The sequence below is a fragment of the Brasilonema angustatum genome, assembly GCF_059505445.1.
Map to the genome: position 1 here is coordinate 23,923 of NZ_JCACKO010000156.1, position 23,273 is coordinate 47,195.

Below are 23,273 nucleotides of genomic sequence, written 5' to 3' on the forward strand. Positions count from 1 at the left end.
ATAACTGATAACTGATAACTGATAACTGATAACTGATAACTGATAACTGATAACTGATAACTCACACCAGCCCTACTTTTGAAAAAGCCAACTTTGCAGCACCTGCTATTCCAGCAAAGTTGCCTAACTCTGCTGGCAATATTTGTAAACCCAGACGTGAAGTAAGCTGCACTCTCCGCTCAATTTCTGCTTTGACTGATGGTATAAAAAACTCAGCACTTGCACTCATTCCGCCACCAATGACAACAGCTTCTGGTGTGAGCACATAAATCAAACTGCTCAATCCAATGCCTAAACGTCTACCATATTCTTGCCAAAAAGTCAATGCTTTTGTATCTCCTGCTTTTGCAAGAGCGCACAGTTCTGCTGGTTCTTTCCCCGTACAACGACGAATTGCTGTAACTGACAAATGCTGCTCCAAAGAGCCTTGATTACCACTATTACACATTGGACCATCTGGATTGAGGGTGATTAATCCCAACTCACCTGCTGCGCCTAGATGACCAATAAACAGTTTACCATCCAAGATAATTGCACCACCCACTCCAGTTCCTAAAGTGAGTAGAATAAAATTTTGAAAGCGGCTACCTACTCCCAACCAAGCTTCTCCCAACCCTGCACAGTTAGCATCGTTGGCGATAATGGTAGGTTTTCCTGTCTTTGCTTCCAGCCAGTCGGCTAACGGAACATCATACCATCCTGGCAAGTTTATGGCGACTTTGGCAATACGTCCTGCTGCATCCGCTGGTCCTGGAGTCCCAACACCAATAGCAATAGTATGACTTTGGTTGTCAACTTGAGCGTTAGCGGAACGTTCCAGAATGGAAATAGCATCTACCATTGCGAGCATAACCGCTTCTGGTGTTGGTGGTTGCGGCGTTGCTACAGTTAACGATTGTAAACAAGTGCCATTTGTAGCAACACGCCCCAACTTAATTGCTGTTCCACCTAAGTCAATGCCAATGACTTGAGAATCTGCCACTTTCAAACCCCTCTGAAGAAACACAGGCAACAGGCAACAGGCAACAGGCAACAGGGAATAGGGAAAAAGGTGTTTCTTTTATTCATTGCGGGCGTGTAATCGCGCCCCTTGGGCGCTCACAATTAACAATTCAAAGAAATTGACTTTTGCAAGAGGCTGCATGAGCAAATGCTCAACAAACAATCTGCGACATCGGCTAGAAAATTCGTTGCCACCCCTGCCAAATCTGCTACTTTATTTTTTACCAGTTTTGCTACCAAAAATTTCTACATTTTCACTAGTCTTTGGTGCGGCTTGTAAAGTAGCGACAGTCAGGGGATGAAAATTGGGGTTACCCTCTAAAGATGCGACTGGCGCACCTCTTAAAACACCAGTCAGGGCAACGGAAAGCATGAAGCCACCAGCAGCGGCAGCAATTAAAGAAAAATTATCTTTCACACAAATCTCTCAATGATAAGTACAACAGATATTAGGGTAGCAAACGATATCAAGTATGATTTTTTTATTGTTAGTTGTTGTATTGACGACTAACCACTATTTAATAACAAATCCCTCTCGACTATTTCCGGATGTCTTTTCGTAAACGCGGATTGATATACTCATTTAACCCTTCACCAAGTAGCGACAGCCCCACAACCATTATTGTCATCCCTAATCCGGGGAAAAGAGCAGTCCACCAAACACCAACGGGTAGCGCTTGCAAAGCTTGTTGTAAATCGCGTCCCCATTCTGGCGTTTCTCTTGGAAGCCCTAACCCTAAAAAGCCCAAACCTCCCAGAATCAAGATTGCGTCAGCGGCGTTAAGGGTAAAAAGTACGGGTACGCTTTGAATCACGTTGAAAAACAGGTATCGAGAAAGAACCTGCCAAGTGTTAGCACCCATTGCTTGTGCTGCTTCAATGAACACTTCAGTTTTAACACTCACAGTGTGGTTGCGAACAACACGATAATACTGTGGTACATAAGCAATGCTGATCGCGAGAGCCGCATTTAAGATTCCACGTCCCACGATAAATGCTAGCGTTATCGAAAGCAGCAGCCCCGGTAGAGTGTAGATACTATCCATAACGAATAGTAATGCTTTATCTAATCTACCCCCTGCGTAACCGCTCAACATACCCAGAGGCACACCAATAAACATACTCAGCGCCGTAGCCAATAAAACAACTTGCAAGGCGGCTTGAGCACCAAATAGAGTGCGGGAAAAGACGTCATAACCTTCGCGGCTAGTACCAAACCAATGTTGAAGTGATGGCGGTTCTTGAATGGGGTTACTTAAGGAATCTATGGGGTTTTGCACCAAACCCAATAGCTGAAGTAATGGAGCGAAAATAGCTAGGAACACGAAAAATAGAGTAATAGTTAACCCAATCAGCATCAGTTGCTGGGAAAGGGTGGGGTTTTCGGGAAACCGTAAAAATCTTAGTTGGAAACTTTTCGTAATGGTCATAAACGAAGGGAGGAGTTCGCGGCTATCAGCTATAAATGACCATTCTACATATCAGATGGTTTCATGTAATGGTGCAAAGACAAATCAACAATTAGGGGGGTAGGGGTGTGATTGGTGAAAGCCTTACCCTGTCGGTTTTGGGATAGGAGAGCCAGGGAAAGCAGGAGGGTTTCCCGACCTAGGGATCTGCTGAGACTAGCGCTATGCAGGAGGGTTTTCCACTAGGGCGTTGTACAAAAAATACGATTTTTTCCCCCTACACCCCTACACCCTCAGTCTTGGCCAGCGTGTCCAGTATCAAAAATTAAATTACTTATAAAGATTTGTTACATTATTTAACATGGGAATAATATCATTTAAAGTAGCAGAAGCCAGCACCTAACCCTAGAAAGTGACAGCGCTGGCTCTGCCTCCTAATTTTTTCGAGAAGATAATCTCATTATGGCTTATCAAGAACGCCTCAAACCCTGGGCGGTTATCAATTCACTATCCCCGTCACAAAGGGTAGTCGTCAGCCGCCACCGAAGTCGCGTTGATGCAGAAGAATACCTTCGGTTATTACGTCAGCAAAAGCCCGCTAGCAAACATGAAGTCGTTTTCGAGCTAGCTGAGGATAGGGTGTAGGGGTAGGTAGGGAGATGAAATTGCTTCATCTCCTTTGTTTTTTACTCATCACCTACAAATTACTTGAAATCAATTGGCGGTACTCACTCTTTTGCTTAACGCCTTTGACTTCCTTGAGCAGATCCTTATCCTTAAAGAACTGAACTGTAGGTGTTCCTGTAACACCAGCATTTTCAGCAATGTCTCGGTCTTTGTCGATGTCAATTTCAACGAAGTGAATTTTATCGTCAAATTCATCGACGACTTTATTTAAGATGGGCTTGAGGGTATGGCAAGGACCACAACCAGGAGAGACGTATTTGACGATAATGAGGCGATCGCTTTCATGGAACAACTTGCGCAAAGCAATACCCCCCTGATGGCGGGTTGTATTCAAATCAAATTCAGCGGCTTGTTGTTCCTGTGTTTTCTTCTGGGCTAACTCTTCTAGTTCATTATTTGGAGTTTCCGGTTTTTGATGGAATTCTTGAATTAAGCCACTCGAAGATAACCAGCGTTCTGCTAACATCGCCGCCGTACAGCCACTACCAGCAGCGGTAATTGCTTGGCGGTACTCATGATCTTGTACATCGCCTGCAGCGAAAACGCCCTCTACACTTGTTTCTGGAGAACTAGGCTTGGTGACAATGTAACCCACGTCATCCAGTTCCAGTTGTCCGTTAAATAAAGATGTATTGGGTTTGTGACCGATGGCGTAGAATAATCCTTTAACGTGCAGTTCACTCTCTTCGCCAGTTTTAGTGTTGTGGATTTTTATCCCTTCCATATGCTTGTCGTTCCCAAACACATCCACTGCTTCTGTGTTGCGGTGAACTGTGATTTTGGGATTACTCAAAACCCGGTCTTGCATGGCTTTGGAAGCCCGCATCTTCTCGGTTCGCACCAGCAAATTCACTTTCGAGCCGTACTTAGTCAAGTAAATCGCTTCTTCCGCCGCCGAGTCACCACCACCAACCACGGCTAATTCTGCTCCGTGAAAAATTGGCGTAGCACCGTCGCAGATAGCACAAGCAGAAATCCCACGGCTCCAGAATTGATGTTCACTGGCTAAACCCAGGCGCTTTGCTGTTGCACCCGTAGCGATGATAATGGTGTGGGTTTTCAATTCCCGTTCGTCTGAGCGGACTGTAAAAGGACGCTGACTCAAATCAACTTCAATAACATCTTCTGTATATAACTCGGCCCCCCAGCGTTCTGCTTGAGCTTTCATTTTATCCATCAGTTCGGGTCCGGTAATTCCTTCGGGAAACCCAGGAAAGTTTTCCACTTCAGTCGTTGTCATCAACTGACCACCAGGTAACCCCCCGGCTTGGAAACCCTCAAAAACAACTGGTTTGAGGTTAGCTCGTCCTGCGTAAATAGCAGCTGTATACCCTGCTGGACCAGAACCGATAATTACTACGTTTTCTATTGTTGGATTAGTCATATATTTATATAAACTCATAACGACTATGAGTTAGTATAGCATACCAGACAGGGCGTTAGAGAAAACTCCAATCTGGAAATACTAAGACGAAGTTGCGCCTCAATTACCTCACCCTCTCTCCAAAGCATCCCGGAGAAGTGATTTGAAACTGAGAATAACTAATTAAGTACGATTTATATCTCAGCTTGTACGTAACGCTACTTATGAAACCGGAAATAAAAGCAAAGTTACTGCATTACGTCCTTAAGAAAAAAAAGCAGGACGAGGGCTTCACACTTATTGAACTCCTAGTAGTAATTATTATTATAAGTATTCTATCTGCTATTGCTTTGCCCTCGTTCCTTAGCCAAGCCAACAAAGCAAAACAATCAGAGGCTAAAACCTATGTGGGTTCCATGAACCGATCGCAGCAAGCTTATTACTTGGAAAATGGTCAGTTCGCAAAGGATATAAGTCAATTGGGGATTGGTATTAAATTAAAAACTGAGAACTATCAGTATGAAAGTAAACTAAGTACCAATAATCAGGTTGTTGTCAACAATGGCGTTTCTTTGAAAGACACTCTCAAATCCTACGCAGGTGTTGTAATTTTATCAGAACAACAAGGAGCGACTTTAGCCATCTTGTGTGAGTCTAATAATATCGGTAAAGGAACAGCACAGCAGCCTAATAGCACAACTAACGCAAACTCATCAGAACCAAAATGCCCTGATAACTACACGGAGCTAAATAAGTCGCCTAACTGATATTATAAGGAATCAGTCCTCTTAAAAAATTTAGCTGTATCAATCTCTAATTGAATCGTTGATAAAAGTGGGTAGTTCAAACTATCCACTTTTATTTTGGTTTGAATTCTAGCAAGACAACTAATCTAAAAATTTTATACCGCTAAAAAATCTTGTTTACGTATGATTTTTCTGTCTTCCTTCTTTTGGAGTGTATTTTCCAGAATTTTTGTCTGTGCTGAAAATATTAAATTTTTAGATAAATTTTTCTGACCTCTATATAATAATGCTAGATGTTTAACATATCGTATATAACTAAATAATTCGGCATAACTCCAGCTAACTGTACAGTTCACTGTTCCGTGAAAACCTTCAAAAAACCTTTCGTAACATAAGTTTTTTAAAACTTGCATAGTTCATGGTGAAAGAAAAAAATAACATTTTGCATATATCCTCTGAACGTGCCCAAAACATGTTGTTTGTGGAAAATACTAAAGTAGGTACTGTTTGAAATCTGCCGAAAGTAACGACTTTATGGTAAGAAAATGTAACTCTAGCTGGTGGGGATTACCGTACAAAAGCCAATGAAATAGTTACTCACTTGAGTTAAGTTATGATATAGTTAGAAAGTTGAGACTTGCTTTGCCAAAGTAAAAAGCTCCACGCATCGGCAAGAATTCCAATACGGAAAGCAGTTTTGATTAAGCATTTACCCAACCAAATCTGAATTTAATCGAGGTTATGAGTAAGCAGCAAGTTATTCACCCAATGGTGAAGTTGCAGCGTAATGTGCGTTCACTCGCAGATTCTAATATTATCAAGCCCACAGATAGTATCTGGAAAATCGCTTTGCTCTTCGGCAATGAATGGCAGCACTTGAAGCAAGAATTGCTTGACTACGGGTTTAGTATGCAAGACCCAGTAAGCGAATTGCTAGCTGTGGAAGCTTGGGATGAAGAATAAGAATTAGGGCAATAGGGTCTCTATTTCTTGTTTCTTATAGCTTTTCCTAAACTTTGCACACTGCTAAAGCAGCCACTAAATCCTTCGCCGTTTGATAGCGATCGCATGGCAAAGGTTCTGTGGCGCGGTCAATTACTTGCCGTAACTGGGGAGTAATTGTGGGCACATTTGCGACTTCAAACCGGAAACTTCGCCCTCTCTGGCGGTAGAACTTAAAAGGGCTTTCGCCAGTCAGTAAAAAAATAAGTGTAGGTCCAATGGCATATAAATCGGATTGGGTGACGGGTTGTCCCCGTTCTTGTTCTGGGGCACAATAGCCCTCTGCACCAATACGAGTTCCAGGCGTTGTAGCAATCTCTTTGACTGCGCCAAAGTCCAGCACAACTATACGATCATTATAGTTTTGCACCATGAGGTTCGCCGGTTTAATATCCCGGTGAATCAGTGGTGGATGTTGGCTATGGAGATATTCCAGAATATCGCAGGTTTGAATCATCCAATTAATCGCTTGATTTGGGACAACTGGTCCTTTTGAATAAACTAGTTTTTCCAAATCCTGTCCATGAATTAATTCCATTGCCAAATATTTCTTTCCACCTTCGACAAAAGAGTCATAATATTTAGGAATTCCAGTATGGCTTAGGGATTTAAGAGTATTTGCCTCTCGTTCAAATAACTCTTGTGCCTTAGCAATTTTTGCCATATCAGCATTCATCTGCTTCAACACCAACAATAGTGGGTGTCCAGCTATTCTTCCTAGCCCATCCCAAGCTAGATAAGTAGTACCCATACCTCCCTGTCCCAGAATTCGCAATACCTGATATTGGCGAATTGTCTGAATGATGGACAAAGGTTGACCGCAGTGGATACAAAACAAATTGTTAGGTGAGTTTCCTTCATGAGTGCAACTTGTATAAGGCAGCGCTGGAGAAGGAAAATATTGTGGAGTTGTTTGCTTGTTAATTTCAAATCTCAGAATTGGACCTTTTTGCGCCAGTTGCAGTTCAGAGTTATCTGACAATAAAATTTGAGTGACTAAAACGCCGTTGAGAAAAGTGCCATTAGTGCCTTGACTAATGACCTGCCAAGAACCGCCATTTTTATCCGAATTGACTTGCCGGAGTTCTAAATGATATCGTGACACCAAACTATCAGTTAAAACCACGTCATTATCTGCCGAACGACCAACCCGAATGATGGACTCGTCATCAAAGTGCCACTGCTCAAGAGGTGTTTTTTGTTGCGGTTCTAATAGGGTCAGCGTGACCATAGGTAATTTTTAATAAAGGAGAAGGGAGTAGAAAGTGGCAAACAAGGAGTTGGGGAGAAGGAGTAAGAAAGCAACAGAAGTTTCCCTTGTTCTGTTACTCTCTCCCTCTGTTAATCCTGTTTATCCTTGTCAGTAATTTTCAATTATTGCTGTTGTTTTATACTTGGATGCACTCTTGCCCGAATAAGTATAGCAGTAATATTGTCATGACCATTGTAATGGTTTGCTAAATCAATTAAAGCTTGAACGCCACTTTCGAGATTGGCAGAATGACTTAACAAAGGTGCTAAGTAATTCTGCCCATGAAGAGTCAGCAAATCATTATCTGATAAACCATCTGAAGCAAGAACAAAAAGGGTATCTTCATTTATGTCAAAAAACTGGATATCGGGAATAATAGACTGTTCATCGCGAGGGCCAAGGGCTTGAGTCAACTGGTAAGCATCAGAGCGCGAATATGCTACACTACGTTCCACACCCCGAGAAATTTCCCGTTGACCAACTTCATGATCCAATGTGACTTGTTCAAGTCCTGTTTTGCGAGTGATCTGGTACAGACGACTATCTCCCACATGAGCTACCGCAACTTGAGTATCTTGGATTAAAACCATAACTAAAGTTGTGCCCATGCGCCCAACACCAGAACGGGCATCCTGTTGATTGACATTGAAAATTGCTTGATTGGCTAGCCGCACTGCTGCGCGAATATTATCTTCTGTTGGCAGTTGGTTAGAAGTCCAGTGAGTTTGAAAGTACTCGCGCAAAGATTTTACAGCCAAGGCACTAGCAACCTCGCCACCCGCGTGCCCACCCATTCCATCACACAGAATATACAAACCACGCGCCTGCAAGGTGTGGCTGTTGGGTGATTCTAGCTTGTATACTTTTGTATCAATACCAAAATAGTCTTCATTATGGTCGCGTTGACGTCCGACATTGGTAAGTCCTGCATTTTCCAGGCTTATTAATTGCATGTGTTGCGTAACTGTGGACTTATCATCGGTTTTGAATTCAGTCTCATTCTCTTGGTCATCTAACTGCAATACAGTGGGTGCAGCATTGCTCTTAGGCAATGTAGAGGGAATTGAAACGCTTGTAGAATTGCCTTGTAATTCAGACACAATATCTTCCAAACATGATTGCAGCTGCGCTAGCGTTTGTATGTTTCCTTGTTCTAACTCTCCGAGTAGGTGCAAAACAGAGCCAAATTGAGTGCGTTGAGACTGTCTAAAAAGTGCGTGCCAAACCCCCCCTAAAGCTTGGATTGTTAAAGGCTGCGCAACTGTCGCCGCTGGTACTGTAGCTTCTGCATTTTCTAAGAACTGAGTAGCTGTGTTGTCTGGTGATTCTACATACAATCTTTGTAGTGCTAATGATAGGTTTTTATCAACTCGCAGATTGGACAATTCCAACAAACTTTGACGGCAGTGAGCTTTTTCCAGTACTGACCAAATTTGGGTCATCTGGTTAAAAAAACGTACAATTTGTAACGAGCTTAGTGAATCATCCTGCCACAAATCAAGTAATTCATGCCAATTTGAGCGGTCTTCGATGAGTACCACCTGCATGTCATCCTGCTGCCAAGCATCATGAATGGGCGGTATTCCCAGATGGCAGCATGATCGTAAGGCAATATAAGGTTTGGCGAGACTGGGAATTTTATCAACCCCAACTGATTCCATGACTAACCCCTTGTGCTGATTTGTCAGCATAACCTCAAGGAGTGACACTTGGTATGGTTGGCAGTCTAGAACTCTCACACTGACTTCAGTGTTAGGAGCAATTTCCTGTAACGCTGGCAGTGGTTCTAGCAGCTGATAACGCTTTTGTGAGTCTAAGTAAGAACCTGCTGATAGAGGAGATAAAGAAAATGAGGAAGCAAAATCTTCCTTATCCTCCGCAACTGGCAAAGTCTCTTCTTTTGTAATAATTGCCCACAAAACGCTTCCGCATGCTGCGCCACAGTTATCACATTCTTGTGCATTTAAAGCCAAATGAGTGCCGCACTCAGGGCAGACCTTGTGAGTCAGTGAAGCGCCACAGCGTTGGCAGAATTTGTTAGCATTGGGGTTTTCAAATTTACACTGAGGGCAAATCAGCATTGTGGAAGTTCCTTAATTCCCGTTCCAAGGTGCTTCTAGCCACTACAATCCAAAAGTGCCACATTTGTTAGCACCTGCCTACAGTAGATCTACAATATATTGTGATTCTTTTGGCGAATTTTAGTGGCAGTCTTAATTTTGACGCATACTAACTATAAACTTGAGATATTGGGATTAGCTTTTTTTTACAATAAATTGCCATGAAAACTAAGCATGATCGCATATTTCAACACATATCTTTAGGTTTCGGAAACTCAAAAGGTGACTAGATTTGGGATGATACACTCTACAATGATAACTACACTCATACTTTAGTTATAATCTAAAAGCGTTGTTCATTTGCTTTTTAACTTTCTTGAGGCTGCAAAAGCTAAATCAACTAACAACTTGAGTTCACCAGATTTTAGCTCACGCCATTGACCTGGTTGTAGGTTATCTAACCGTAAGTGGGCAATGCTTACCCTGACTAGCCGTAAAGTCGGAAATCCCACAGCCGCCGTCATTCTCCTGACCTGACGATTTTTGCCCTCTGTCAAAGTCATTTCTAACCACGCTGTCGGCACATTTTTGCGAAACCTAATCGGCGGATCGCGTTCTGGTAAAGAAGGTTCTATTGGCAATAGCGCCACTAAGGCTGATCGAGTGCGGTAATCTTGAATCGTCACACCTTGTTGTAGCTGCGTCAAAGCCGCAGCATCAGGAATTCGTTCTACCTGCACCCAGTAAGTTCGTTCGTGTCCAAACTGAGGGTGACAGAGGCGATGTTGCAATTGCCCGTTATCGGTTAATAGCACTAACCCCTCACTGTCCCAGTCCAAACGACCCACAGGATATATATCGGGTATGTCGATATAGTCTTTGAGGGTGCTACGAGTGGGAGTGTCTTTTGTAAACTGGCTGAGGACACCATAGGGTTTGTAAAACAGAATGTGTCGGTAAGTCATGAGTAAAAATAAAAATAAAAATAAAAATTTTAGGACTTACATATTGACACTTGAATCGTATTTAAGCATTTCTCTGTTTTACAGTCTTAAAGCTTGATAGTTAGATCATACTCTCGAACCGCCAGAAGAATACCTATTTTTGAAGAGCAGCAGGCGCAGAGCAGACAGAGGGAGGAGTAAATTGTTACAAGTAATTTTAGACCACTGATATAAGTAACAAGCACTAGCAACTGTATCGCCCAAGAAGACGAAACCTAACACTAGTACTCATTTTTGTATGTCTTGCCAATATTGACCTATTTCAACTTCTCGTAATTTCATCATATCGTCTATGTTGCCGCTTCCTATCGTTTTGCCATCTAGACTACATCCTAGTGAAAGTATAATCAAAGACATATTAATTGCTTCGCTCCAATGAACACCTTTCTTGAATCGCTCCTTACCAAGGGCAGAAATAGAAGGGTTTGGATTTTGGATTGTAGAGACGTTAGATGTAACAGACCCAGTTGCATACGCGGGTTCCTCCACTTGGTTAATGTAGCTTTTTTTACTTTTATATTGAAGTTTGTAACCTGTATTTTCCAGCAGTTTCGAGATATTATACCAACCTTTTATACACGTATCCGTTGAATTCTCAATGTATCGATACAAACCTCTGGAAAGTTCAACCCTCAATCCATTTGGTTCGCGGTTAAGTTGCGTAGCAATCTCAGTTGGACTGTAACCAGAAAGCAATCCCCGCAGACAAGCTTTTTCAGTCTGAGTCAGTTGTTTGCACTCCCTGCGTCTTTCTTGCTGCTTGGCATTCGCAATATCTCGGTATAACTTATCCAGGTTCCAATGCTCGTTTGCTTCAGCAAACTTCTGTGACAAATTATCGCTTCGCAGATGAGAAGGTAATGTCATAACACTTATGATCACAAGAAATTTTCCTTATGGTTATTTTAAATAGCAGTATGAATACAGTTGTTTAAACACACATAATCTTTAGAATTCAGTTTAATTAAGGCTATTAGCTTCATCAAGATTAGGCGATCGCTTTGAGATAAGTATTTTTTGTATTGTAGTGTTAGTTGCTGTACTGATGTGATTTAAGTTTTGCGCGGGAACATTTCATCTGTGCAAATTGCCAAAAATCCGAAAATTAGTTTTAGGCTGAAAGCGAAAATTAGCGTTTAGCTGGGAGTAATGCACTCTTTACCAGGCGATGCGGAAGCCGCCGCTACGCGAACGCTTTACAATCAAGATGAAGGACTTGATCTGGCTATATCTCCAGGATTTGTACTTTTTGTCCTGTTTTGTTCACTGTCTGGTGTATTTCAAGTTAACTTCTCAAATCAGTATTTTACAAGCTTTATATAATTAGTCATCAGATAAAATCGAACAATCAAACTCATTGTTTATTGTTTGGTTAGATGTAAGTATTTTTTATACTGTAATGTTACTTGCTGTATTAGTGTAGCTGGGGTTTTGTGTTGCGGAAATTGCTAATGCTCGTTAGGTGACTTGGCGGGAGCGGGTTGGTTATGTTTTGTCTATTACTTCAAGCAGTCTTCATATCCCCAACTTCTTAGAGGGGATATTAGGAGAAGCGATCGCAAGCAAACATTAGTTTTACTAGGAGAATACACAATGAGAAAAGTATTAGCTTTAATTTTAGTTTTGCCCCTTTTAAGTAGCGTTGTTACAGAGCAACCAGCCCACGCTTGGAAAACTCCAAAAATTATAAGGGAAGCCGATGTTACCAATAAAAACAGTGGAATAAGGAAAGTTGGACCACGGGTAGATCCAACTAATCCAAATTCAGCAGGTGGAAGATTTGTCAAAAAAGCCGTCCCAGTAAGTTGTGCGGTAGCAGGAGCTGTAGCAGCATCACCAGCTACTTTAACAGCAGCAGGTGTTGTAGTAACAGCAGGAGCAGCTACTGTTGCACATAGTGGTTGTTACAAAATCGTTGAAGAAGCGCAAAAAAAATAATACCTAGGAGACTTCCCTAATAACTATCATTCAGATCCCCGGATAGATCCCTGATTTCGCAAAAGTTGTCGGGGATCTATGGGAAGTGATCGCTTTCTACGACACGATAATTCTGTGCAATCACTCAGTTTTTTACACACGTAGCAAATAAGCCATGAAAGGATTAAAAATCGTTTTACTATCCTGTGCAATTATTTATCCATTTTCATCAATTATTGGAACTCAAATTGCCTTAGCAGACACTCCAATAAGTAGTTGTATTAACTCTTTGCTTTACAGAAACAGCGATTACGGTAAAAAGAGAACAGAACTTAGCGAGGAAACCGTAACAAGCGTTTGCAAAGGAGTAACAACTCAGCAAGAAGCAAGTTCTATTCAAAATTGTGTTGATTCCTTGCTTTACAGAAACAGCGATTACGGTAGAAAGAGAACTGAGACGAGTGAAGAGACTGCTATTGGTGCTTGTGCAATAAGTCGTGCTACTCCTGAAAATAATCCTATACCTGCAAGCAACACAATAATCGTTGTCCCAGGTGGAAATCCAACTACACCTTCAACCCCTGGAGGTTCGCCAAAGGCTATTACTGACTGTATGAAACGCTTGATGTACGAGCGTAAATTAGTTTGTACTCGTAGTGGTTTTCCTAGGTGTAGCCACTTTCCTAATGAAGGATTTGGAGGTTGGCAGACGCAGGATGTACGAACTGATGTGAGCGAGCAAACTGCTGTTCAAGCTTGTCGCAATGCTCAGTAGATAATTTGTAGATTATTAGAGCGATCGCACTCTCGATAACACGATTATTTTAGGCGATCGCACTTTCCAACACCACGATAACTTTATGCGATCGCACTGGTGATAGTCCTGATAGCACATAGGAATGATTCGATTAATTAGTAGGTTGCTCAGAGCGATCGCACTCTCAATAACACCATTATTTTAGGCGATCGCTCTCACTTTAAGGTTAAGAGCGTGATCGCACCAATCCTCCACTATTTGCCTATTAATTTCTCGTATTCCGCATGTGTGCCAATCCAAAACCACAATATCCCCTTTTCTACTTCTACACCCAATGCTCGATAGTTTTGTCCCGCTCGTACTGACCAATACTTACCAACTTTTTTAAAATGGAGAGATGGATGAGTTGGATCGGCTTTCAGTAACTCGTAACATTGGTCAGTAACTGTTGCACACCCTCAGGCAATTTATCGTAACATTCCCAAAACCGACCAGTTGTATAATGCATTAAATTTGTCGATAGTTACCTGCTTTAAAATCTCCTATGGCTTCTTGAGCTAATTCTTCTAACTTAGCATTAGCAATATCTTCTTCTAACTGTTTATCCCAACGCTGATAATCTAAATCTAAAAACCATTTCATCAATTTTTGAAACTCATCAGGCGGAAGTGTCAGGATGGCGGCTTCTAGCTGTTCCAGTGTCATAATCAATGAATCTACTTCACTAGTCGATTCTATCGTAAACCTTGGTTTTGCTGTCTATGTTTCGCCCAATTGTTTCCAAATTTCTCATGAATGATTTAGGATTGCGATAGCTTCGCTTGCCTTGTGCACAAAGCGCACGCTACGCGAACAGAAGATCGCACCAATTCTCCATTATTTGCCTATTAATTTTTCGTATTCCGCGTGTGTGCCAATCCAAAACCACAATATCCCCTTTTCTACTTCTACATCTAATGCTCGATTTAAATTCCTAATTATGCCTCGACGTATTGACAAAGAGTTGTTGGTTCGGGAATTGGTAAACCTTCCTCGCGTAATCCTTCTAAATGAAAAGCAATAGCTTCTTTTATTTGTTCCTCAGTTTCTTCTATCGTTAAACCTGTAGCCACACATCCAGGTAAGTCAGGAACATAAGCAGAATAATTATTAGTAGCTTTCTCAATTACTATTGCGTAACGCATTAATTTTATTCCTGATTTTCTATATCTTCTTGATATTCTTTATTTTCGATTTTTTCAGTTGAACTTTTTAATTGAGCTTGTTTCAAAATACTGTTTAATGTACCAAGTGCTAAATCATCAGATAATTTTCCAGGAACCGTAACTAAACCTGATTTTGTCAGATGTTTGTATTGACGATGACTTCCCTTTGTTCTTGCTAAATATCAGCCATCATTTTCTATCATTTTAATTATTTCTTTGACTTTCATTTTATTTTAATTAGTAAACCTGCTGCTTTCCACTCAGTAATTGTCATTTCGCCGAAGGAAGTTGCTGGGTTGGCAAGACTTGTAACAGCTATCAATACCAAATAGGAAAGCTGACGTTGATAATTCAGTATTGGTAGCGAAGGCACTATTAAACTTTGGGAAGTTAGGTAATATTTTTCTGATAGATAATAATTTTTATCAATACATCAGTCATAAAATTATTTTTTGGAATTTTGAATTTGCGCGTCAGCGAAAGTCACCTTACAAATTTTTAACTTCCTTGTTCCGACCCATAACGAAAATGCTAAGATGATTTCTTATGCTAGGGGTGCCTGTATATCAGGCTGAGATTACACTCTTAACACCTGAATCCGGGTAATACCGGCGGAGGGAAGCTGTTTATCGAGGAAATCAAATATGCGGACTGAATGGGTTGCCAAGCGTCGTGGGCAGAGCAATGTCACTCAAATGCATTATGCACGTCAGGGTGTCATCACACAAGAAATGCATTATGTCGCGCAGCGGGAAAACCTCCCCGTGGATCTCGTCAAAGACGAAGTCGCACGGGGACGGATGATTATCCCTGCTAACATTAACCACACGAACTTGGAACCAATGTGTATTGGTATAGCCTCCAAGTGTAAGGTTAATGCCAATATCGGTGCTTCTCCCAACTCTTCCAATCTTGACGAAGAAGTGGCAAAGCTGAATCTAGCGGTGAAGTATGGTGCTGATACCGTAATGGATTTGTCCACTGGTGGCGGAAACTTGGATGAAATTCGCACTGCGATTATCAAAGCTTCACCAGTACCAATTGGGACAGTACCAGTTTATCAAGCTTTAGAAAGCGTCCACGGCAATATTGAAAAGCTGACACCAGAGGACTTTCTGCATGTGATTGAGAAACACGCCCAGCAGGGTGTCGATTACATGACTATCCACGCTGGGATTTTGATTGAGCATTTGCCTTTAGTCAGAAGTCGCCTCACTGGCATTGTGTCTCGCGGCGGAGGTATTTTGGCAAGATGGATGCTCGCTCATCACAAGCAAAACCCACTTTATACCCACTTGCGCGACATCATTGAAATCTTTAAGAAATATGACGTTTCCTTCAGTTTTGGTGATTCCCTGCGTCCTGGTTGTACCCATGATGCATCTGATGATGCACAATTAGCGGAACTCAAAACTCTCGGACAAGTAACTCGTAAAGCTTGGGAGGATGATGTACAGGTCATGGTAGAAGGTCCTGGACACGTTCCAATGGATCAAATTGAGTTCAACGTCAAAAAGCAGATGGAAGAGTGTTCTGAAGCGCCTTTCTACGTGCTCGGACCATTGGTAACGGACATCGCCCCCGGTTACGACCACATCACCTCAGCAATTGGGGCAGCAATGGCTGGTTGGTACGGTACTGCAATGTTGTGCTATGTTACACCAAAAGAACACTTGGGCTTGCCCAATCCTGAAGATGTCAGGAATGGTTTGATTGCTTATAAGATAGCAGCTCATGCCGCAGATATAGCCAGACACCGCCCAGGTGCAAGAGATAGAGACGATGAACTCTCCCGCGCCCGTTACAACTTCGACTGGAACCGTCAGTTTGAATTATCACTCGATCCGGAAAGAGCGAGGGAGTACCACGACGAAACTCTACCAGCAGACATTTACAAAACTGCTGAGTTTTGTTCAATGTGTGGTCCCAAATTCTGCCCCATGCAAACCAAAGTTGATGCTGATGCACTCACAGAACTTGAGAAGTTCTTAGCAAAGGATAAGGTGACGGTAACCCAAAGTTAGGAATTGGCAATAGTTAGTCACAGTAATTAGCTGGTAGTAGAAAACTAACTACTACCAACTACCACTAACTGTTTATAAACTGTCGATATCGCTCTTGAATTTCCTTAATCGTATACACTGCCTCAAACTGCAAGCCTGCTTTTTGGTAGAATTCGGCTCCTCCTTGTTGACGATCTACTAGGGAAATCACTTGAGTCACGGTATAACCTGCCTCTCTAAGTCGGTCAACGGCTTTCATAGCAGATTGTCCAGTTGTAACCACATCTTCCAAAACTACTACTTTTGCCCCTTCTGGCAAACTGGGACCTTCAATATATGCCCTTGTTCCATGTCCCTTGGCTTCCTTACGAATAATTAATGCTGGTATCGGTCGATTTTCATATGCAGAAACCACACTGACAGCGCTGACAATCGGATCTGCTCCTAATGTTAAACCAGCAACTGCTTGAGTCTCTAATGGCAGCATAGATAGGAGAATACGACCAATTGCCAAAGCGCCTTGAGGATGAAGTGTTACTTGCTTGCCGTTGATATAGTAAGAACTACGCTGTCCTGAGGAGAGGACAAAATCACCTTCTTTATATGCCAGTTGACAAAGTAAATCGAGTAAATATTGGCTAATGGTTACTAAATCAGTAGTTGTTGCCCCAATATTCGCTTGGGCATGAGTTTTGGCTTGATATGTCATCACAATACGCTCCACTACGTTCCGCTCATAATGACAAAAATATACTTCTCAGACATCCCAACAACAAGTGCTGAGTCTGTGATTTGTTTTTTTCAAACCCGACTCAGGAATGCTGGTCACTTCCTTACGGGAAATCCAAAAAGTTTTTTCTGACTATTTTTAAATCCAGGGTGCAGGAGTTGAACCTGCCTAGCGCGAATTATGAGTTCGCTGCCTCAACCGCTCGGCCAACCCTGGTCGAGTTTAGAGTATAGCACAAGTCAATAGAATTTGACAATATTAATATAAGATACCAGATTTTCATACCATATAGTTTGACGTGACAGTAGTGGAGACTAATATTGATTAAGCTCCTCTAGAAATTGAAGTAAATAGCTTCGATACTTTTAAATAGACCAGCATTCTTTTGCAATGACTTGTTGGCAATGAAACTAAATTCTACGGTACTTCTGACTTTGATTTTGCTAGTTCTGATGTTGGGGGCTGGTTCTGTAAGTGCATTTTGGGGATTTACTTTAGGAAGTGCAGCACTCAAAGGTGTTACAGCACCAGATGCTCGTCCTACCAGCAAATTTTCCAGCACTAAATCAACTAACGAGCAACACACAGGGGTTGCTTTTCTCAAGGAGGATGAAATCCTGAAAATTGTCAAATCGCGAATTGAGGGCAAAACTAAAGCTGCCAAATCTAGAAAAAAAGATGATGATGATGAGCAGGTAAATACCAGCAAGGCCAAGAAAGATCAAAAATCAACGCCCGCCACTGAACAAGAAAAGCCTCAGGAAGGATTTCCCATTAACGCCCAAAGCGAAGGTGTTAACCTTTCTGTACAATCTGCTCGCTTTTCTGGTGGTGCTTTGCTTTTAAAAGTACAAATGCAGAACAAAGGCAAAGATTCTGTACGCTTCCTATATAGTTTTTTGGATGTATCAGATGATAAAGGACGAACCTTAAGTGCGAGCACAGAGGGTTTACCATCTGAATTGCCGGTAAATGGACCTTCTGTTTCTGGTACAGTGAGCATTCCTGCGCCTTTACTTGATAATGTCAAGCGTATTTCACTCGCCCTGACAGATTATCCTGCTCAAAGATTACGCCTAGAAGTGTCAAATATTCCCGTAGAAAGATAAATATTAGTGGTGAGTAGCACAACTAACCACTAAGAAAAAGATTCATGGGGCATCAGTATTATACGGCTTCAACAGTGAGTGCTTTTCTTAGCTTCAGTTGGACAGATGTGGGGCTGCGATTGTTATCAGTGCTACTGCTGATTGCTATCAATGCCTTTTTTGTAACAGCAGAATTTTCTATGGTGACAGTGCGGCGATCGCGCATCCATCAACTGGTGGAGGCTGGGGATATTCAGGCGATCGCCGTTGAAGTTTTGCAACACAGTATGGATCGATTGCTATCGACAACTCAACTAGGTATTACTCTCTCTAGTTTGGCACTAGGCTGGATTGGGGAAAGCACCATCGTTGTGCTTGTAAAATCATGGCTACTATCTTTACCTCTACCTATAGGAATGAGTATAGTCATCGCTCATTCTCTATCAATTCCAATTGCCTTTTTTTTCATAGCTTATTTGCAAATAGTTTTAGGAGAACTCTGTCCTAAATCAGTATCTATACTCTATTCAGAACAACTGGCAAAATTTTTAGGACCTTCGATCAGAGCAACTGTCAGATTTTTCAGCCCTTTTATCTGGATTCTTAACCAATCAACTCGCTGGCTATTACGACTTTTTGGTATTAAATACACAGGTCAAAGTTGGAAGCCGCCTGTTACACCTGAAGAATTACAACTCATTATTTCCACAGAACGTGAATCTAGTGGGTTACAAGCACAAGAACGACAACTACTCAAAAACGTCTTTGAGTTTGGGGACGAGACAGTACAAGCAGTCATGGTTCCTCGCACCAGCGTTATCGCTTTGCCAAAAATCGCTACTTTTGCGACTTTTCTACAGGAAGTAATAGCTACAGGTTACTCTTGCTACCCTATTATTGGAGAATCCTTGGATGATATTCGCGGCATAGTTTACTTCAAAGACTTGGCAAAACCTTTAGCTTTAAGAAAGATAACTTTAGAAACACAAATTCAGCCCTGGATACGTCCTGCAAGATTTGTCCCAGAACATACTCCCTTAAAGGAACTCTTGCCAACAATGCAGCGAGAGGAACCAACTATGGTGATGGTAGTTGATGAATTTGGTGCAACTGTGGGATTGGTTACGATCCAAGACATTATTGCTCAAATCATCGGTAATCGAGGCGAACCAGACACCACTAACGATTTGCTTATCAAGATTTTAGACGAGCAAACTTTTCTTGTGCAGGCTCAAACAAATCTGGAAGACCTGAATGAGGTTTTGCATCTCGATTTGCCCTTGAGAAAAGAATACCAAACTTTAGGAGGGTTTTTACTTTACCAGTTACAGAAAGTTCCCAGCCTTAGCGAAATCTTTCGCTATGAAAATCTAGAATTTACCGTCATCTCAGTCACTGGACCACGCTTACATCAAATTCAGGTGCGACGGTTGCAGGAGTCAACAAACTAAGGGTATAGGGGTGTAGGGGTGTAGGGGTGTAGGGGTATTGGGGAGCCACTCCCCTTATACCCTTACACCCCTACTTCGCATAAGCCAATGGGTCTTTCAATCCCAGTTCTGCAAAAGCTGCAAGACGCAACCGGCAAGAATCACAGACACCACAAGCAACATCGCCTCCTTGATAGCAAGACCATGTGAGTTCCCAAGGAACACCCAATCTATTCCCGAGTTGGATAATTTCAGTTTTTTTTAGCTGAATTAAGGGTGTATTGATGGAAATGCTTTGCCCTTCGCGTCCTTGTTTTGTTCCTAAACGAAACACTTCCTGCATTGCTTGGATGTAGTCAGGACGACAATCAGGATACCCAGAATAATCTAGAGCGTTAACACCTATGTAAACACACTGAGCCGAAATCGTTTCAGCATAACCAAGGGCAAAACTTAAAAAGATGGTGTTGCGAGCTGGAACATAGGTAACCGGAATATTTTGAGACATTTCCTCTATGTCACGCTTTAGTGGTAATTCTATAGCATCATCCGTAAGAGCCGAACCACCCCATTGTCTTAAATCAAACTTGACTAATTGCTGGTCTACCACGCCTGCTTTTTCAGCAATTGCCAAAGCTGAGTCTAACTCTCGTCGATGTCGCTGTTGGTAATCAAAAGAAATGGTGTGGCAGTTATAACCATCGGCGATCGCTTGGTATAAAACCGTAGAAGAGTCTAAACCACCAGATAATAAAATGACAGCTTTCATAATCAACTTGCTATACGTGTAGAAACCCAGTATTTGTGTCTTTCGGATACGCTACAAAGAACAGGTGTGGGAGGAAGCACAATCTGGAACTTTTAACTTCAGTCTCAAATCTACTAATAATGATTGTGTCAGCCAATTGAGCCGCACCCGTAACTAAAAATTAGGGGCTACCACCTCCTGCTTTATTGTAGATTTACTATTCGGTAATCATTTTTTTGTGAAACAAAGAGCACTTGACTAACGTCCTAGTTATGTTCAAAAGCTAATAAAAAAAGTGATTATAGTTTTTGTAAAGTACAAAAAAAGCATCAATTTAAACACTTCTTATAAAAGCGAGTCATATGGCGGGAACTCACAATAAACTTTGAAATTCTTCATAAATAGAACCTCTATGTTACCATCTGGATGGTTTTAGACGCATAGTGATTGGTAGCTGAGTATCAAGTTCAAGGACTATAACGTCTCTAAGTGTGGTGGTTGAGGAGAGAATAACAGTGCAGAATAGAAGTATGTCAGTGGGAGAACAAAATGGTCAAGTACAGCGCAATTATCCACGACCGATCCGCATAGGCGTGATCGGCGTGGGTAATATGGGACAGCATCACGTCCGAGTACTGAGTTCAATGAAGGACGTTGAACTTGTTGGTGTAGCAGATATAAATGTTGAACGAGGATTAGAAACAGCCAGCAAGTACAAGGTACGCTTTTTTGAAGATTATTGCGATCTCCTGCCGCATGTACAGGCAGTTTGTATTGCCGTACCCACGCGTTTGCATTACGCTGTTGGAATCAACTGTCTTTTGGCGGGAATTCATGTTCTGATTGAAAAGCCAATCGCAGCCAGTATATCTGAAGCCGAATCACTCGTAAATGCTGCCGCCGATTCTCAATGTATTTTACAAGTAGGTCATATAGAGCGGTTCAGTCCAGCATTTCAAGAATTGAGCAAGGTGTTGAAAACCGAGGAAGTGCTGGCGCTAGAGGCACATCGTACCAGTCCATATTCAAGTAGGGCAAACGATGTCTCAGTTGTTTTGGATTTAATGATTCATGACATCGACCTCCTTTTGGAATTAGCGGCAGCACCTGTAGTAAAGTTAACAGCTAGTGGGAATCGTACATTAGACTCTGGTTATTTAGATTACGTAACTGCTACTTTAGGGTTTGCCAATGGTATTGTTGCTACTGTGACAGCCAGTAAAGTGACTCACTGCAAAATCCGCCGTATTGTTGCCCATTGTAAAAACTCCTTCACTGAGGCAGATTTTCTTAGAAATGAAATTTTGGTTCATCGACACACTAACGATTATCGGCAAGCACTTTACAGACAGGATGGCGTGATTGAAAGAGTTTCTACAAGCAATACTGACAAGTTAGGGGCAGAGTTGGAGCATTTTGTCAACTGTGTGCGTGGAGGTAATCAACCTTCAGTTGGTGGAGAACAAGCACTCAAAGCCTTGAGATTGGCAAGCTTAGTTGAGCAGATGGCTTTGGAAGATCGTGTTTGGAACCCATTAGATTGGCAATCTGAACCAAAAGTGCAATCTTTGACACCCACTGTTTAAGGGAACAAAAGACAGTTAACAGCAGGGTACATCAATAATGTATAGAAAGGGAATGGGGGATCGGTTGTAGGGGGCGAGACAATAAAATCTCGTTATCATCCACAACCTGTAACCCATACCCTTTTTCATTTATGTAAAGTGTATTTTTTCACAAAATTAGCTAAAAAGTATTTAGATTAGGACTTACGCAAAAACTCTTTCAAACTCGTATTTGTTTGTGTCCTTTGTGGTGCATTCTAAGTATACGCGAAGATACGTTTTTCGCTTATTGCTGCGTAAGTCCTGTAAATAAAGCAAGTTTGATGTAGTAACAACAAATGACTACGAAACTTCTGTCGTAATTTCAGGAATACACTTGATGCTTGAATGGATAACCAATACTATTAACTCTCTGGGCTATTGGGGGATCGCTGTGCTGATGTTTCTGGAAAATGTCTTTCCCCCGATTCCTTCAGAACTAATTATGCCATTGGCGGGATTTACAGCAAGGGCAACCCCAGAAAAGCTTAATATCATTGGCGTATTTTTTGCAGGACTGCTAGGTTCAGTATTCGGCGCACTTATCTGGTACTATCCTGGTAGATTATTAGGGGAAAAGCGTTTACAAGCTTGGGCTGATAAGTACGGTAAGTGGCTGAGTATATCAAGTAAAGATATCACTAAGGCAAAGAACTGGTTTGACCAGCAAGGTAGCAAAGCAGTTTTTATTGGTCGGCTTGTACCGGGAGTACGTACCTTAATTTCTGTACCCGCAGGCATGAGTCATATGCAGCTGCTACCATTTTTAATCTACTCAACTTTAGGTAGCGCTGTATGGGTTGGTTTGCTAACATACTCAGGATATGCCTTGGGTAGTCAGTATAAGTTAGTGGACGAGTATCTGGCTCCTGTTTCTAAAATTTTGGCTGTAGTTCTGATCCTAGGATTTGTCGTCTGGGTAATGAAGCGTAAGCGAAAAAACAGGAAAAAGTAAAAATTATTATTTATAACTAGCGTTGGAAAAATAAGCAAGTAGGTGGTTTGAATGAAATATAAAATGTCGTGCTGGCCGGAAAACGCCCAGTGGTAAGAAAGTAGGGAACTTTCCTGTTCTCACTACCGCTATCTAAGAATTCATTACGGCTACTTACTTTCTATTTGTATAAAAGCAAGTTTTTGCAATTCTCCTTGTTAGTTTTGTCATTCTATGATATTTAGTGAAACTTACGTGCCATGTTTATCGCTCAACAACTAAGTGATTGTTTATATATTGCTTGCTACAGTTGACGCAACAGATGTTTTCTG

At 41.7% G+C, this 23,273-nt stretch carries 23 protein-coding genes, 1 tRNA gene, 2 pseudogenes and 1 riboswitch; of the genes and pseudogenes, 10 read left to right on the top strand and 16 right to left on the bottom strand.

Annotated features, from left to right (window positions below; genetic code table 11):
• Positions 1–61: 61 nt before the first annotated feature.
• The 3 genes from AC5JM2_RS34755 to AC5JM2_RS34765 all read right to left on the bottom strand — a co-directional run bounded on the left by AC5JM2_RS34755 (position 62) and on the right by AC5JM2_RS34765 (position 2,432).
• The gene (locus AC5JM2_RS34755; RefSeq protein WP_495840600.1) at positions 62–982 is read right to left on the bottom strand and encodes an ROK family protein; all 921 of its coding nucleotides are present in this window, start codon (positions 980–982) and stop codon (positions 62–64) included.
• Between the two features lie 234 nt (positions 983–1,216).
• On the bottom strand, positions 1,217–1,420 hold the full coding sequence (locus AC5JM2_RS34760) for a hypothetical protein (RefSeq protein WP_495840601.1): 204 nt from the start codon (positions 1,418–1,420) through the stop codon (positions 1,217–1,219).
• 121 nt (positions 1,421–1,541) lie between these two features.
• Positions 1,542–2,432, bottom strand: coding sequence for an ABC transporter permease (locus AC5JM2_RS34765; protein WP_495840602.1), 891 nt, complete (start codon positions 2,430–2,432; stop codon positions 1,542–1,544).
• 441 nt (positions 2,433–2,873) lie between these two features.
• Between AC5JM2_RS34765 and AC5JM2_RS34770 the strand changes: the two genes are divergently transcribed.
• A complete protein-coding gene (locus AC5JM2_RS34770; RefSeq protein WP_495840603.1) occupies positions 2,874–3,056 on the top strand; it encodes a hypothetical protein in 183 nt (60 codons plus the stop codon).
• A 52-nt stretch (positions 3,057–3,108) separates the two neighbouring features.
• Here AC5JM2_RS34770 and trxB read toward each other — a convergent pair whose 3' ends face one another.
• The gene (gene trxB, locus AC5JM2_RS34775) at positions 3,109–4,482 is read right to left on the bottom strand and encodes a thioredoxin-disulfide reductase (RefSeq protein WP_495840604.1); all 1,374 of its coding nucleotides are present in this window, start codon (positions 4,480–4,482) and stop codon (positions 3,109–3,111) included.
• Between the two features lie 203 nt (positions 4,483–4,685).
• Here trxB and AC5JM2_RS34780 point away from each other — a divergent pair, with 203 nt between their 5' ends.
• The gene (locus AC5JM2_RS34780; protein ID WP_495840606.1) at positions 4,686–5,228 is read left to right on the top strand and encodes a type IV pilin-like G/H family protein; all 543 of its coding nucleotides are present in this window, start codon (positions 4,686–4,688) and stop codon (positions 5,226–5,228) included.
• Between the two features lie 720 nt (positions 5,229–5,948).
• Entirely contained in the window at positions 5,949–6,170 is a 222-nt protein-coding gene (locus AC5JM2_RS34785; protein ID WP_169267854.1) for a DUF4327 family protein, read from the top strand.
• Positions 6,171–6,216: 46 nt separating this feature from the next.
• Here the strand turns inward: AC5JM2_RS34785 and AC5JM2_RS34790 are convergent, their stop codons facing one another.
• The 4 genes from AC5JM2_RS34790 to AC5JM2_RS34805 form a co-directional block, all read right to left on the bottom strand.
• Complete coding sequence (locus AC5JM2_RS34790) at positions 6,217–7,440, bottom strand: protein kinase domain-containing protein (RefSeq protein WP_495840608.1); 1,224 nt, start codon at positions 7,438–7,440, stop codon at positions 6,217–6,219.
• 143 nt (positions 7,441–7,583) lie between these two features.
• On the bottom strand, positions 7,584–9,542 hold the full coding sequence (locus AC5JM2_RS34795; RefSeq protein ID WP_495840610.1) for a serine/threonine phosphatase: 1,959 nt from the start codon (positions 9,540–9,542) through the stop codon (positions 7,584–7,586).
• Between the two features lie 335 nt (positions 9,543–9,877).
• A complete protein-coding gene (locus AC5JM2_RS34800; RefSeq protein WP_495840611.1) occupies positions 9,878–10,486 on the bottom strand; it encodes an rRNA large subunit pseudouridine synthase E in 609 nt (202 codons plus the stop codon).
• 267 nt (positions 10,487–10,753) lie between these two features.
• On the bottom strand, positions 10,754–11,392 hold the full coding sequence (locus tag AC5JM2_RS34805) for a helix-turn-helix transcriptional regulator (RefSeq protein ID WP_495840613.1): 639 nt from the start codon (positions 11,390–11,392) through the stop codon (positions 10,754–10,756).
• A gap of 726 nt (positions 11,393–12,118) precedes the next feature.
• Here AC5JM2_RS34805 and AC5JM2_RS34810 point away from each other — a divergent pair.
• Complete coding sequence (locus tag AC5JM2_RS34810) at positions 12,119–12,463, top strand: hypothetical protein (RefSeq protein WP_495840615.1); 345 nt, start codon at positions 12,119–12,121, stop codon at positions 12,461–12,463.
• 154 nt (positions 12,464–12,617) lie between these two features.
• The gene (locus AC5JM2_RS34815; protein ID WP_495840617.1) at positions 12,618–13,217 is read left to right on the top strand and encodes a hypothetical protein; all 600 of its coding nucleotides are present in this window, start codon (positions 12,618–12,620) and stop codon (positions 13,215–13,217) included.
• Positions 13,218–13,453: 236 nt separating this feature from the next.
• Here the strand turns inward: AC5JM2_RS34815 and AC5JM2_RS34820 are convergent.
• From AC5JM2_RS34820 to AC5JM2_RS34840, 5 genes and pseudogenes are all read right to left on the bottom strand, one after another.
• A pseudogene (locus AC5JM2_RS34820) lies at positions 13,454–13,707 on the bottom strand (ParE family toxin-like protein).
• A complete protein-coding gene (locus AC5JM2_RS34825) occupies positions 13,707–13,904 on the bottom strand; it encodes a hypothetical protein (protein ID WP_495840619.1) in 198 nt (65 codons plus the stop codon). The pseudogene AC5JM2_RS34820 and the gene AC5JM2_RS34825 overlap by 1 nt, the downstream one beginning before the upstream one ends.
• A 272-nt stretch (positions 13,905–14,176) precedes the next feature.
• Entirely contained in the window at positions 14,177–14,383 is a 207-nt protein-coding gene (locus AC5JM2_RS34830) for a type II toxin-antitoxin system HicB family antitoxin (RefSeq protein ID WP_495840621.1), read from the bottom strand.
• A 5-nt stretch (positions 14,384–14,388) separates the two neighbouring features.
• Positions 14,389–14,571 (bottom strand): annotated as a pseudogene (locus tag AC5JM2_RS34835) (type II toxin-antitoxin system HicA family toxin); the annotation flags it as partial.
• A 56-nt stretch (positions 14,572–14,627) separates the two neighbouring features.
• Positions 14,628–14,777 (bottom strand): hypothetical protein, encoded by a 150-nt coding sequence (locus AC5JM2_RS34840; RefSeq protein WP_495840623.1) that lies wholly within the window; start codon positions 14,775–14,777, stop codon positions 14,628–14,630.
• Between the two features lie 168 nt (positions 14,778–14,945).
• Positions 14,946–15,041: riboswitch (TPP riboswitch) on the top strand.
• Between the two features lie 7 nt (positions 15,042–15,048).
• Between AC5JM2_RS34840 and thiC the strand changes: the two genes are divergently transcribed.
• Complete coding sequence (gene thiC, locus AC5JM2_RS34845) at positions 15,049–16,428, top strand: phosphomethylpyrimidine synthase (protein ID WP_495840625.1); 1,380 nt, start codon at positions 15,049–15,051, stop codon at positions 16,426–16,428.
• Between the two features lie 64 nt (positions 16,429–16,492).
• On the opposite strand, the gene pyrE is transcribed toward thiC, so the two are convergent.
• Positions 16,493–17,116: an orotate phosphoribosyltransferase gene (gene pyrE, locus AC5JM2_RS34850; RefSeq protein WP_495840626.1), complete on the bottom strand. Its 624-nt coding sequence runs from the start codon at positions 17,114–17,116 to the stop codon at positions 16,493–16,495.
• 164 nt (positions 17,117–17,280) lie between these two features.
• A tRNA-Ile gene (locus AC5JM2_RS34855) sits at positions 17,281–17,353 on the bottom strand.
• 188 nt (positions 17,354–17,541) lie between these two features.
• Here AC5JM2_RS34855 and AC5JM2_RS34860 point away from each other — a divergent pair.
• Together AC5JM2_RS34860 and AC5JM2_RS34865 are read left to right on the top strand one after the other, a co-directional pair.
• Positions 17,542–18,246 (top strand): hypothetical protein, encoded by a 705-nt coding sequence (locus AC5JM2_RS34860; protein ID WP_495840628.1) that lies wholly within the window; start codon positions 17,542–17,544, stop codon positions 18,244–18,246.
• Positions 18,247–18,290: 44 nt separating this feature from the next.
• The gene (locus tag AC5JM2_RS34865; RefSeq protein WP_495840630.1) at positions 18,291–19,676 is read left to right on the top strand and encodes a hemolysin family protein; all 1,386 of its coding nucleotides are present in this window, start codon (positions 18,291–18,293) and stop codon (positions 19,674–19,676) included.
• A gap of 70 nt (positions 19,677–19,746) precedes the next feature.
• Here the strand turns inward: AC5JM2_RS34865 and queC are convergent, their stop codons facing one another.
• Entirely contained in the window at positions 19,747–20,424 is a 678-nt protein-coding gene (gene queC, locus AC5JM2_RS34870) for a 7-cyano-7-deazaguanine synthase QueC (RefSeq protein WP_495840632.1), read from the bottom strand.
• A 488-nt stretch (positions 20,425–20,912) separates the two neighbouring features.
• On the opposite strand from queC, the gene AC5JM2_RS34875 reads away from it, so the two are divergent.
• Together AC5JM2_RS34875 and AC5JM2_RS34880 are read left to right on the top strand one after the other, a co-directional pair.
• Positions 20,913–21,989 (top strand): Gfo/Idh/MocA family oxidoreductase, encoded by a 1,077-nt coding sequence (locus AC5JM2_RS34875; protein WP_495840716.1) that lies wholly within the window; start codon positions 20,913–20,915, stop codon positions 21,987–21,989.
• Positions 21,990–22,347: 358 nt separating this feature from the next.
• Positions 22,348–22,962, top strand: a complete 615-nt coding sequence (locus tag AC5JM2_RS34880; RefSeq protein ID WP_495840634.1) for a DedA family protein — start codon at positions 22,348–22,350, stop codon at positions 22,960–22,962.
• The last annotated feature ends 311 nt before the right edge of the window (positions 22,963–23,273 follow it).